The organism is Dactylosporangium sp. NPDC000521, from assembly GCF_042898305.1.
In the GTDB taxonomy this organism is placed as follows: Bacteria; Actinomycetota; Actinomycetes; order Mycobacteriales; family Micromonosporaceae; genus Dactylosporangium.
In genome coordinates this window covers 202862-215343 of record NZ_JBIAYW010000002.1, presented here as the reverse complement: position 1 = coordinate 215343, position 12482 = coordinate 202862, and the positions used below count along the sequence as shown (strand labels likewise).

Below are 12482 nucleotides of genomic sequence, written 5' to 3'. Positions count from 1 at the left end.
CGAACCGGGCGCGGCGGGCCGGGGGTCGTGACCAGGGGCGGCGGACGCGGCGGGCTGCGAGTCATGACCAGCGGACGCGGCGGGCTTCGAGCCAGGGGCGGCGGGCGCGGGCAGCCCCGGCGGCGTGGCCGGCGTGGCGAGCGCGGGTGGCGTGGCGAGCGCGGGTGGCGTGGCCTGGGGTGTGGTGGGCCAGGTCCGGGCCGGGTTTTGGGTGTCGGCGGCGCCGGTGGCCGGGGCGGCCGGGTTCGTCGGCCAGGTGGGGGGCGTCTCGGACCGCATCAGGTGGTCCTGCGTGGTGTCGAAGCCCGGGGTGGCGCCGGCCGGCGTGCGGTCAGCCGGCCCGGTGCCCGGCGAGATGCCGGGGGGCGTGGGGCTCGAAAGCCCGGCGGTGGTGCTGGCCGGCTCGGTGGCCGGCTCTGCGGCCGGGCCCGACGCCCGACCCTGCTCGTCGGCTGGGTCCGGCGCCCATCCCTGCTGTTCGCTCATGATTTGAGCTTGGCGACGGCAGCTTGCAAACCACTGACCGCGGCCTGGGAACCGCCTGTGAGCGGGAGCCGGACCTGGAAGGTGGCGCCGCCGCCGGGGGTGTTGAAGACGGAGACGGTGCCGTGGTGGACGGCGACGAGGGCGGCCACGATCGCCAGGCCCAGGCCGCTGCCGCTGTGCGAGCCGCTGGCCTTGCTGCGGGTGCGGGCCTTGTCCACCCGGTAGAAGCGCTCGAAGACGCGGGCGGCGTGCTCCTCGGTGAGGCCCGGGCCGTGGTCGGCGACCTCGATGAGGGCGTCGGTGCCGTCGCGGCGCAGGCGCAGGGCGACGGGCGTGCCGGCGGGCGTGTGGGTGAGGGCGTTGGTCATGAGGTTGCCGACGACCTGGCGCAGGCGGGACTCGTCGCCGTTGACCTCGATCGGCTCGTCCCTCTCGATCTCCAGGTCGACGGTGCGGTCGGGGGCGACGGCCCGGGCGGCGGCCACCGCGTCGCTGGCGATGACGCGCAGGTCCATGTCGGCCAGCGCCAGGGGGCGCTCCTGGTCGAGGCGGGCAAGCATGAGCAGGTCCTCGACCAGCAGGCCCATGCGGGCGGCCTCGTCCTCGATGCGCTTCAGTGTCTCCCCCGGCTCGCTGACGGCGCCCACCCGGTACAGCTCGGCGAAGCCCCGGATCGTGGTCAGCGGCGTGCGCAGCTCGTGGGAGGCGTCGGCGATGAACTGCCGCATGCGCTCCTCGGACGCCTCGCGCAGCCTGAAGGCGCCCTCGATCTGGGCGAGCATGGCGTTGAGCGCGGCGGCGAGGTGCCCCATCTCCGTCTCCGGCGGGCTCTCGGGCACCCGGCGGGTGAGGTCGCCGGCGGCGATCGCGGCGGCGGTGCGCTCGATCTCGCGCAGCGGCTGGAGGCTGGCGCGGACCATGGCGACGCCGACGGCGGCGAGCACGACGAGGACGCCGGCGCCGACGAACAGCTCCGCGGCGACGAGCTCGTCGACGGCGCTGTCGACCATCGAGAGGCTCTCCGCGACGAGCAGCAGCGTGTCCTGGCGCTGGATGATCAGGATGCGCCAGCGTTCATGGGTCTTCGCGGTGGTCGCCGTGTACGGCACGCCCAGGTGCTTCTCGAGGTCCTCCCACGTGCCGGGGATGGGCGGCGCGTCGGCGTCCTGGCGGGTGCCGACGACGCCGGTCTCGAGCTTGCCGGAGCGCAGCTGCGTGACCCAGGCGATGTAGTAGTTGCTCTGCAGGATCGTGTCCTGGCTGGTGTCGGTCAGCGCCAGCCGGCTCAGGTCGACGGTCTCGGCCATCGTCCGCAGCTGCTGGTCGACCTTGTCGAACATGCTGCTCTTCATAACCAGGGCACTGGCGACGCCGATGACCAGCAGCGCCATGGTGACGAGCGTGAGCACCGCGGCGATCAGCTTGACCCGCAGCGGCACGTCGGCGATGAACCGCACCATCGGTGGGCCTCAGACGGGAAGGCGGAGGACGTAGCCCACGCCGCGCAGGGTGTGGATCAGCCGCGGCTCGGCGATGTCCACCTTGCGCCGCAGGTAGGAGATGTACGACTCCACGATGCTGTCGTCGCCGCGGAAGTCGTAGTTCCACACGAAGTCGAGGATCTGCGCCTTGGACAGCACGCGGCCGGCGTTGAGCATCAGGTAGCGCAGCAGCTTGAACTCGGTCGGCGACAGGGCGATCGTCTGCCCGGCGCGGGACACCTCGTGGGTCTCCTCGTCGAGCTCCAGGTCGTGGAAGACCAGCCGGTTGGGCCCGGGGTCGCCGGCGGTGCGGCGCAGCACGGCGCGGATCCGCGCGGTGAGCTCCTCCAGGCTGAACGGCTTGGTGACATAGTCGTCGCCGCCGAGCGTCAGGCCGCGGACCTTGTCCTCGGTGCCGTCCCGGGCGGTGAGGAACACGACGGGAAGCCGGACGCCACCCTCACGGAGCCGCCGGATGACCTCGAAACCGTCGAGGTCGGGCAGCATCACGTCGAGCACGACCAGGTCGGGCTTCGCATCGCGGGCCGCGGTGACCGCCTCGGCACCGGTGGTCACCGCGTCAACCGCAAATCCGGCGAAACGCAGGCTGGCCGAGAGGAGCTCGCGGATGTTCGGATCGTCCTCGACCACGAGCAGTCTCGCCTCAGCCTGCGCAACGCCTGGCGACGGGGCACCCCCGGATTGTGCGACGCCGCCTCGTACCCCCATGCGCATAGTCTTCCGCCTCCCGCTGGAGCAGGGCTGATGGTTGCCTGGGAAGTTCCTGGACACCCCGCCCCGTCACCCAAAGCTAGCGCAGAAGTCGCCGCACCTGATCGATCGCGCCGTCGAGGACGACCAGCGTGGCACGCATCGTCTCCTGGCTGGCGCGGCCGGCGCGGGCCAGCCGGCGCACCTCCGCGAGCAGCTGGGCGGCCTTCTCCTCCAGCTCGGCGGCGGCGTCACCGGGCGCGGGCGCCGGTCTGGTGGTGCCGGCGGCGCCGGGCCGTGGCGGGTAGCCCCAGCCCCAGGCGGGTGCGGTGCGGGCCTGCTTGCCGGCCTCCTTCAGCTCGCGCTTGAGGTCGCGCACCGAGCCGTGGACGCCCTGCTCGACCTCGTCGGCAAGGGTCGACAGGTCGGCGAGGGAAGCATTGATGTCGGTCTCGAGGCGCTCCAGCTCGGCGGCGCGCTGCACCAGCTCGGCCCGCCCGGCGTCGGTGATGTCATACACCTTCCGGCCGCCGGACGCGGTGTGGCTGACCAGCCCGTCGGCCTCCATCCGCTGCAGGCGCGGGTAGATCGTGCCGGCGGAGGGCGCGTACAGGCCGTGGAAGCGGTTCTCCAGGAGCCGGATCAGGTCATACCCGTGGCGGGGTCCTTCGTTGAGCAGCTTCAGCAGGTACAGCCGCAACCGCCCGTGACTGAACACCGCACTCATCAGGAATCCTCGTCCAGATCGACCGGCCGGCACAACAAGGTGATCGTGCCAGACGTCGCGTTGGCGGTCAGGCGGCCGGTGCCGGTGCCGAGCCGCCCGGTGACGGCGCTGCGGCCGACCTGGTCGAGGCCGGGGAACGCGTTGACCACCCGCCCGGAGATCGCGCTGAGGTGGACCTGCAGGTCGCTGTCCTCACGGACCCGGGCGGTGATCTCGCCGGAGACGGTCTCCAGCCGCACGTCGGTGTCGACGGGCGGGTTGTCGAGGTCGCACGTGATCGAGCCGGAGATCGCCCGGGCGTGGACCTTCCGCGCGGTGGAGTCGGCGACGACGATCTCGCCGGAGACGGTCTCCAGGTCGGCCTCGCCGTCGAGGGTGAGCGCCTCGATGGAGCCGGAGATCACCTTGGCGGCGACGGGGCCGTCCAGGCCGAGCAGGGTGACCCGGGCGCTGGTCGCGTCCACCTTGGCGCCGGCCCGCAGCGAGGAGAGGATGACGGAGCCGGAGACGACGTTGAGCGTTGCCGGGGTCCGGTCGGGGACCATGACGGAGACGTCGACCTTGAACCGGTTGTGGAAGAGCCACCAGAAGAAGCCCGGCCACTTGGGGACGCGCCCGTGCGAGACGCGCAGCACGCCGTCGTCGTCGAGGACGACCGTGACCGGGCGCTCACCGATCGCGGTGACCTCGACCCGGGCGGGTCCGTCGGCGCCGACGACGTTCACCCGGCCGCCGACCAGCGTGACCTGGAGGTCCTTGACCTCCCCCTTGAGCTCGAGCCGCGTGGGCTCGGCGATGTTCCACGTCGTCATGCCACCGAAGGTAGCAGACAAACGCGATACATCGCGACTGTCGTGTCCCGGATGTTCTAGGCGGCCACCACCGAGGTCGCGGCGCGGGCCAGGACGCGGCGGGAGGAGGCCGGCTCCGGGTACAGCTTGGCGTGCGCCTTCAGCTCGATCGACAGCCCGCGGGCGGCGACGACCCGGCGCAGCGAGGTGGCCAGGGTCTCGTCGCCGATGAACGCGGCGACCGTCGTCGGCGTGCCGTTCTGGGCGAACGTGAGCCGCACCGGCACGACCGGGGCGGCCGCGTCGACCGCGGCCTGGAACATCGCCGGCCGGAAGGTGCCGCCCATCCGGCCGCACCAGGTGGTGCCCTCCGGGAAGACGGCGACCACGCCACCGGCGGCGAGCTCGGCGCTGATCCGCCCGACGGTGGCCGGCAGGGTCTTGGGCCGGGACCGGTCGACGAAGACGGTGCCGAGGGTGGCGGCGAGCCGGCCGATCAGCGGCCACTGGCGCACCTCGCGCTTGGCGAGGAGCTTGGCCGGCGCGTGCGCGAGGATCACGACCACGTCGAGCCACGAGACGTGGTTGGCGACCAGCAGCGCGCCGGACTGCGGGACCCGGCCGACGGCCCGGTGCGAGATCCCGAGCCCGGCGAGCACCGCGCGGGCGAGCCGGCGCTGCACGGCGATCAGGTGCCGCTGCGGCAGCAGGGCCAGGACCGGCACCGCGAGCACCGCGAGCAGCACAACCGACCCGGTCACGACGATCCGCTTCACCATCGTCGTGACCGGGACGTGCTCGTCCGAGCGGGCCGGCAGGCAGCTCACGTCGCAGGTCGAGCGCGGCAGCCAGAGCGAGTCGACGACGGCCACCGCGCTCACTCCTGACCGAGGAAGTGCCGCATGTACCGCGGGTTGACCCGATCCAGCGACAGCAGCACGTAGAAGTCGGCGCAGTCGAAGTCGGGGTCGTGCGCGGGCTCGCCGCCGATCCAGGCGCCGAGCCGCAGGTACCCCTTGAGCAGCGGCGGCACCTCGACCTTGGCCGGCACCGGCCCGTCCAGCGCGAGGGGGTTGCGCGGCCGGACCCGCCAGGCGGGCGGCACGAGGTGCTTGCGCTGGGCGAGGTCCCACACCCCGGCGGCGTCGGCGACCGGCACCGACGCGCACCCGCCGAGCCAGCGGTGGCCGTGCAGGTGCATGTACCGCGCGATGCCGGCCCACATCAGGTTGATCACGGCGCCGCTGCGGTGGTCGGGGTGCACGCAGGAGCGGCCGGTCTCGACCAGGCCCCCGCGCAGCTGGTGCAGGCCCGCGAGGTCGAACTCGGTGTCGGCGTAGAGCCCGCCGGCGGCCACCGCGCGGTCCGGCGGCAGCATCCGGTACGTGCCGACGACGTCGCCGGTGCGCTCGTCACGGATGATGAGGTGGTCGCAGTGCTCGTCGAACGCGTCGACGTCCAGCCCCGGCGTGCCGGGGTGCAGCCTGGCGCCGAGTTCACCGGCGAAGACGTCGTGGCGGAGCCGTTGTGCGGCCCGGACCTGGTCACCGTCCGTGGCCACCAGCAGGGTGTAGCGATCGGTTTCGTCGACCCCGACCGGGTCGGCGGCGACGGCGAGAATCGTCATGCTTTCGGTGTAAGGCTCGACCCCTGCGGCTGGCTGACGGTGACTGGTTACCCGCATGGCGGGCGGGTGAACGATGACTACCGTGGTCAGGCATGGCGGGATATTCAGGGACTCCACTACCCAAGAAGCTCGGCGTCAGCGCCGGGCACCGCGTGCTGCTCGACGGGGCGCCGGCCGGGTTCGAGCTGCACGAACTGCCGTCCGACGTGGTCCTGCACCGTCGCGGCGCGCCCGGCCTCTACGACGTGATCGTCTGCTTCTGCCCTGATCAGGCCAGGTTGCGGCGGCGCTGGCCGGTGCTGCACCGGCTGACGCCACCCGGCGGCGCGCTGTGGGTCGCCTGGCCGAAGCGCTCCTCGGGCATGGCGACCGACCTCGACGAGAACGGGGTCCGCGACTTCGCCTTGGCGCACGGCCGGGTGGACGTCAAGGTCTGCGCCATCGACGACGTGTGGTCCGGCCTCAAGCACGTGATCCGGGTCGCCGACCGGACGTGAAGCACAGCACCGGCAGGAACCGCGCTCAAGCACGTGATCCAGGTCGCCGACCGGACGTGAAGGACAGCGCCGGCAGGAACCGCAGGACCCAGCCGGCGAGCAGCATGAGCAGGCCCGCGATCGCGTGCGGCGCCACCGCGCCGCCGGTGACCGGCAGGTCGACCGCGCCGACCATCACCTCGACGGTGCCGGCGACCGTGGCGGTGCCGTCGGTGACGGTGTAGGTGAAGGCGTCCGCGCCGGTGAAGCCCTTGTCCGGCGTGTACGTGACGGTCCCGTCGGCGTTGAGCACGGCGGTGCCGTTCGCCGGCTGGGTCACGCCGACGACCTTCAGCGGGTCGCCGTCGGGGTCCTTGACGTTGTCCAGCGGGGTGATCGTCTTCGCGCCGCTCCCGGCCGGCGTCGTCACCATCGGCGTGGTCACCACCACCGGGCCGGTGTGCGGCCCGACCGTCACGGTCACGGTCCCGGTGCCCTGCAGGCCGGTGGCGTCGCGCAGCGTGTAGGTGAAGGTGTCGACCCCCTCGAACCCGTCCGCGGGCGTGTACGTGACGGTCCCGTCGCCGTTGAGCACGGTGCCGCCGTGCCCGGGCCGGCCGGCCGCGGCCACCGTGAGCGGGTCGCCGTCGGGGTCGCTGTCGTTGCCGATCACGGTCACGGTCACGGCGACGCCCGGGGCGGTGGCCACGGCATCGGCGCCGGCGACCGGTGCGCCACCCGTGACGTCGAGCGTCACCGCGGCGGTGCTGGTGCCCCCGTTGCCGTCGCTCAGGGTGTACGTGAAGCTGTCGGCGCCCCGGTAGCCCGCCACCGGGGTGTACTGCACGGTGCCGCCGACGATCCGCAGCGTGCCGTGCGCGGCACCGGTCGCGGCGACGGCCCGCAGGGTGTCGGCGTTGGCGTCGGTGTCGTTGGCGAGGACGGGCACGACGACCGCGCCCCCGGCCGGCGCGCGCAGCGTGTCGTCCACGCCCACCGGCGCCTGGTTGAACACGGTGACGGTGACGGTCGCGGTGCCGAGCCCGCCGCGGCCGTCGCTGACGGCATAGCTGAACGTGTCGACGCCGGAGAAGCCGCCCCGCGGCGTGTAGGTGACGGTCCCGCCGGCGCCGATCGCGGTCGTGCCGTGCGCGCCGGGCGTGACCGACGTGACGGTGGCGGCCGGGTCCGCGTCGTTCGCGAGGACGTCGACGGTCACCGGGGTGCCGGTCGGGGTGCTCGCGGCGTCAGCCCGCGGCGCCGGCGCCCCGGCCGGGCCGACGTGGACGGTGACCGTGCCGGTCGAACTGCCGTTGCCGTCGCTCACGGTGTACGTGAAGGTGTCGTCGCCCGAGAACCCCGCCGCCGGCGCATACCGCAGCAGGCCGCCGCTGCGCGTGACGGTGCCGCCGTGGGTGGTGGTGGCGTCCCAGGCGGCCACGGTCAGCGGGTCGCCGGGGTCCGGGTCGGTGTCGTTGGCGAGCACATCCACGTCGACCGGGGTGCCGGCCGGGGTGCTGCGCTCGTCGGCACCGGCGACCGGGGCGCGGTCGGCCGCGGTGACCGTCACGGTGGCGGTGGAGTGCCCTCCGTTGCCGTCGCCCACGGTGTACGTGAAGCTGTCGGCACCCCGGAAGCCCTCCCGCGGCGTGTAGACGAGCATCCCGGACGCGGTGCGCGTGACGGTGCCCCCGGCGGGCGCGCCGGAGCCGTCGCCGCCGATCCCGATGACGGTGAGCTGGTCGCCGTCGGGGTCGGTGTCGTTGGCGAGCGGGTCGAACGTCGCGGACGTGGCCCCGGTGGGCACCGTCACCGTGTCGTCCGCCGCGACGGGGGCGGCGTCGGGGCCGGGCGGGCCGGCGGCGGTGACGGTCACGGTCACCGTCGAGGTCGCGGTGCCGCCGTTCGCGTCGGCGGCGACGTAGGTGAAGGTGTCGGTGCCGGCGTGCTGGCCGGCCGTGTAGCGGACCGTGCCGGTGGCGTCGACGATCGCGTGCCCGCCGGTGGGCGGCGTGGCGATGCCGGCGACGCGCACGGTGTCGCCGTCGGGGTCGGTGTCGTTGGCCGCGGCGGGGATCGTCACGGTGCCGCCGGCGGCGACGGTCGCCGCGTCCGGGACCGGCGCCGGGGCGGTGTTGCGCACGACGGCGGCGGTCGCGGTGTCGTTCGCGGCCACCGGGTCGGTGGTCGAGGACGTGACGGCCGCGGTGACCTCGGTGTGGTGCGCGGCGGCGGCGCTGACGATCGCCACGACGTCGACGGTGAACGTGGCACCGGCGGTGAGCGTCCCCACGGGGCACGTCAGGGCCTGCGCGGCCGCCCAGGCGCAGGGGCCGGCGCTCGCGGGGTCGCCGCTCACGCCCGCCGGCAGGACCGCGGTCAGGGTGACGCCGGTGGCGGTGGCGGGGCCGGTGTTGGTGAGCGTCACCGGGATCCTGACCGGGCCGGCGCCCTGCACGACCCGCGGGCCGGCGGCGGTGACCGCCAGGTCGGCGGCCGGGCCCGTCGCGGGCAGGTCCTGCGTGGCCGGGTTGGACGGGGTGCGCAGCTTCACCCCGGTGTCCGTGCCGGTGGCGGCGGCGTGAGCGACGTTGCGGATGCTCGTCGCGCCAGTGGCGCCGGGGGCGCCCGCCGTGACGCGATAGCCGGCGACGACCTTGTCACCGACCGCCAGGTGGCCTCCGTGTGTGGCGTCGCTGCCGGTACCAATTCTGAAAACGACGACATCAGCACTGAACTCGGCACGATCGGTGTCCACGGGGTCGCTCTGGGTCGCGCCGTCGATCGTCAGGCTCCCCGGCACGAACGTCGTCCCGGGCGGCACGGCGTCGGCGAGCTGGGCGTCCTCGGCGGGGGCGAGCCCGTCGTTGCCGACCTCGATCGTGTACCGGATCTCGTCGCCACGCTCCAGGTCGCCGCCGTTGACGTCGGTGGCGGTCTTGACCGCGGTGAGCCGCGGCGCGTAGAGGTCGGTCGCGAACGTGATCACGCCCGGGTAGAACGTCTCGCCGGTGACCGCGGTGGTCTGGAGGGTGATCGTCGCGCTGTTCGCGCCGTTGGCCAGCACGCCGCTCGCGTCGACCTGGTCGATGTCGAAGCCGAGGAGGTTGGTGTCGGCGGGGTTACGGGCGGTGACGGCCGCGCCGTGGTCGCTGACGGTGCTGTTGAAGAAGTTCGTCGCCGGGTTGCGCGCGTCGGTCAGCGGCGTGCCGTCGAGGCGGACGCTGTCGCCGCCGCTGCCGGCGTCGCCCTCGTATGCGACGGCGCCGAGGCTGGTGGTGACGGCCCCGGTCGGCGGGGTCTGGAAGCCGGTGACCGGGATGCTGACCGTCGCGTCGGCGGGGGTGATGCCGCGCACCGAGCCGAAGCCGTCGTAGACGACGAGGTTGCGCACCGGCTGCGCCGGGTCGTGCAGGACGACGGCGAGGGACCAGGCGGCGTAGCGGTCGTTGACGCCGGTGGCGGCCTGGATGTCGGCGACCGCGTACGTGCCGCCGCCGGCGCCCGCGACGAGCGACGACACGTCGGCGTAGCCCTGGTACGGCCGGTGGCCGGGGAACGTGGTGACGTCGGTGAGCCGGTTCGCGGTGATCGTCCGGTACGCGCCGCCGGGCACCTTGAACTTCACGGTGTTCCTGCGGCTCTCGTCGGGGGCCGGCGTGCCCGTGCCCGGCGCCGTGTCCCCTCCCCAGAAGAGCCCGGCGTAGAGCACGGTCGCGCCGTCCGGGACCGGGAGGTCGGCGGTGCTGGAGTTGACGGTCGGCTCGTCATCGACGTCCACATGGCGCATCTTGTAGCCGTTGTTGTTGAGCTGGCCGCCGGTGCCGCCGCCGTTCCGCGCCGCCGTGCAGGTCGGGCTGGTGTCGTCGCAGGTCAGGTTGGCGTTGCCGCGCAGCACGATCGACCCGCTGTCGTTGACCGAGTACACGGGGCGGAACGCGTCGACGATGTCTGCCGCAGCGCTTCTCGCCATCCCTGCGACGGCTGCGGGGAGGAGCAGAAGCGCCATGATCGCGATCCGGAATGTCACCTATCGTGTATACGTGGATACGCTCTGCTATGAGCGAGTTTTCCTCGTGTTGATCCGTGCCGGGGCGGGGCGGCGGCGCGTGGACGCGGCGTGCCATATTGACGACTTCACTCTCTTGGAGGGAGCGGCACGTTGTCCAACGGACAGATCGTGGTCTCCGACCTGACGAAGCGGTACAAGAACGTCACGGCCGTCGATCACCTGTCGTTCGTGGTCGAGCCGGGTCGCGTCACCGGGTTCCTCGGCCCCAACGGCGCCGGCAAGACCACGACGCTACGCATGATCCTCAACCTGGTGACCCCGACGTCGGGCACCGCGACCATCGGCGGCCAGCGCTACGCCGACGTCGCCGAGCCGCTCCGGCTGGCCGGCGCGATCCTGGAGGCCTCGGCCGCGCACAAGGGCCGGACCGCCCGCAACCACCTGCGCATCGTCGCGGCCGCGGCCGGCATCCCGGACACCCAGGTCGACAAGATGCTGGAGCTGGTCGGGCTCACCCCCGCCGCGAGGCGCAAGTTCCGTGGCTACTCGCTGGGCATGAAGCAGCGGCTCGGCATCGCCCAGGCGATGCTCGGCGACCCGCAGGTGCTGATCCTCGACGAGCCCGCCAACGGCCTCGACCCGGAGGGCATCCGCTGGATGCGCGGGCTGCTGAAGGGCCTGGCCCAGCAGGGCCGCACCGTGCTGGTCTCCAGCCACCTGCTGTCGGAGATGGAGATCCTCGCCGACGACGTCGTCATCATCGCCGCCGGCCGCCTCGTCACCCAGGGCCCGGTCGAGCAGATCGTCGGCGGCGACTCCAGCGCGCCCCGCACCCGGGTGCGGACGCCCAACCTGACGGAGCTGGTCGCCGCGGTGCGGACCGCGGGCGCCTCGATCCAGCCCAACGGCAACGACAGCCACGTGGTCACCGGCCTGGACGCCCCGGCCGTCGGCCGGCTGGCCCTGCAGGCGGGGATCGAGCTGCACGAGCTGGTCAACGAGCGACCCGACCTGGAGCACGTGTTCCTCGAACTGACCCAGGGAAAGGCGGCCATCCGATGAGCGACCCGCAGCGGAGCGAGGAGTTGGTCATCATGAGCGCAGTGCCCGGATCAGGCCGGCGCCCGAGCGCAGCGGAGGTGGCGGCATGACCCGGCTCATCCGCAGCGAGCTGCTGAAGGTGCGCACCACGAACATGTGGTGGATCTTCCTGCTGATCTCGCTGGTCTTCACCGGCCTCGCACTCTGGATCAACATCGAGCAGACCAGCTCGGAGCTGACCAACAACTACGCCAACTACCAGCAGGCCGAGCCGCCGCCGAACCTCACCGAGGAGCAGCGGGCCCAGTTCGAGGCGGACCAGCGGCAGCTCCAGCAGGAGGAGGAGGCCAAGGTCGCCAAGGCGCACACGGCCGGCAAGCTCGCCGGCTACGCCGCCAACATCTACACCTCGGGCCAGTTCTTCGGCCTGCTCCTGGTGATGCTCGTGGCGATCCTGATCATCACCAACGAGTTCTACCACCAGACGGCGACCGCGACGTTCCTCGCGACCCCTCGCCGCACCCGGGTGATCACCGCGAAGCTCATCACGGCGGGCCTGGCGGGCGTGCTGTTCTGGCTGATCACCACCGTGATCTCGATCGTCGGCGGGGTGCTCTACTTCGGCGCCGAGGGCCTCACCAACAGCCTGGGCCACTGGACGGCACAGCAGGCCATACTGCTGAACCTGCTGGTGTACGTGCTGTGGGCGGTCTTCGGCATCGGCATCGGGGTGCTGATCCGCAGCCAGATCGGCGCGACGATCACCGCGGCCTGCCTCTACACCGTCGGCACCTGGGCCGCGATCATCGTCCTCAGCCTGATCCATGAGCTGGTGATCAAGAAGGACTGGGTCATGGAGAGCGCGGTCTACATCCCGCCGCTGGCGTCGTCGCACGTCGTCGGCGGCCTGGCCACCCAGCTCGGCGGCGTGGACCTGCCGCCACGCTGGGCCGGCGCGGTCGTGCTCATCGTCTGGGCGGCCGTCCTCGGCACCGTCGGCACGCTGATCACCCGGAAGCGCGACATCGCCTGACCCATTCATCTGAGGCAGATCTCCGACAGTTGTGGCCGCCGGAAGGCGGCCACAGTTGTATGGGTTGGACCCATGCCGTCGTCTACATGGTCACTCC

The 12482-nt window shown here is 72.7% G+C and carries 10 protein-coding genes and 1 pseudogene; 3 read left to right on the top strand and 8 right to left on the bottom strand.

The window, feature by feature from the left end; all coding sequences use genetic code 11:
• The 7 genes and pseudogenes from ACFY3L_RS06790 to ACFY3L_RS06760 form a co-directional block, all read right to left on the bottom strand.
• Positions 1 to 486, bottom strand: a pseudogene (locus ACFY3L_RS06790) (hypothetical protein); the annotation flags it as partial.
• Positions 483 to 1946: an ATP-binding protein gene (locus tag ACFY3L_RS06785; protein WP_389319460.1), complete on the bottom strand. Its 1464-nt coding sequence runs from the start codon at positions 1944 to 1946 to the stop codon at positions 483 to 485. The pseudogene ACFY3L_RS06790 and the gene ACFY3L_RS06785, both read right to left, overlap by 4 nt.
• Before the next feature lie 9 nt (positions 1947 to 1955).
• Positions 1956 to 2696 carry a response regulator transcription factor gene (locus ACFY3L_RS06780; protein ID WP_344513665.1) on the bottom strand — a complete coding sequence of 247 codons (741 nt, stop codon included), beginning with the start codon at positions 2694 to 2696 and terminating at the stop codon, positions 1956 to 1958.
• Positions 2697 to 2778: 82 nt separating this feature from the next.
• Complete coding sequence (locus tag ACFY3L_RS06775; protein ID WP_389319458.1) at positions 2779 to 3405, bottom strand: PadR family transcriptional regulator; 627 nt, start codon at positions 3403 to 3405, stop codon at positions 2779 to 2781.
• Entirely contained in the window at positions 3405 to 4217 is an 813-nt protein-coding gene (locus ACFY3L_RS06770) for a DUF4097 domain-containing protein (RefSeq protein ID WP_389319456.1), read from the bottom strand. Before ACFY3L_RS06770 ends, ACFY3L_RS06775 begins: the two co-directional genes overlap by 1 nt.
• Positions 4218 to 4273: 56 nt before the next feature.
• Positions 4274 to 5068, bottom strand: coding sequence for a lysophospholipid acyltransferase family protein (locus ACFY3L_RS06765; protein WP_389319454.1), 795 nt, complete (start codon positions 5066 to 5068; stop codon positions 4274 to 4276).
• Between the two features lie 5 nt (positions 5069 to 5073).
• A complete protein-coding gene (locus tag ACFY3L_RS06760) occupies positions 5074 to 5823 on the bottom strand; it encodes a GNAT family N-acetyltransferase (protein WP_389319452.1) in 750 nt (249 codons plus the stop codon).
• Positions 5824 to 5915: 92 nt separating this feature from the next.
• Between ACFY3L_RS06760 and ACFY3L_RS06755 the strand changes: the two genes are divergently transcribed.
• Positions 5916 to 6320 (top strand): DUF3052 domain-containing protein, encoded by a 405-nt coding sequence (locus ACFY3L_RS06755; RefSeq protein ID WP_389319450.1) that lies wholly within the window; start codon positions 5916 to 5918, stop codon positions 6318 to 6320.
• A gap of 25 nt (positions 6321 to 6345) precedes the next feature.
• Here the strand turns inward: ACFY3L_RS06755 and ACFY3L_RS06750 are convergent, their stop codons facing one another.
• Positions 6346 to 10329: a beta strand repeat-containing protein gene (locus tag ACFY3L_RS06750; protein WP_389319448.1), complete on the bottom strand. Its 3984-nt coding sequence runs from the start codon at positions 10327 to 10329 to the stop codon at positions 6346 to 6348.
• Between the two features lie 132 nt (positions 10330 to 10461).
• On the opposite strand from ACFY3L_RS06750, the gene ACFY3L_RS06745 reads away from it, so the two are divergent.
• Positions 10462 to 11373 (top strand): ABC transporter ATP-binding protein, encoded by a 912-nt coding sequence (locus tag ACFY3L_RS06745; protein WP_389319446.1) that lies wholly within the window; start codon positions 10462 to 10464, stop codon positions 11371 to 11373.
• An 85-nt stretch (positions 11374 to 11458) separates the two neighbouring features.
• Positions 11459 to 12385 carry an ABC transporter permease subunit gene (locus ACFY3L_RS06740; protein ID WP_389319444.1) on the top strand — a complete coding sequence of 309 codons (927 nt, stop codon included), beginning with the start codon at positions 11459 to 11461 and terminating at the stop codon, positions 12383 to 12385.
• Positions 12386 to 12482: the final 97 nt, after the last annotated feature.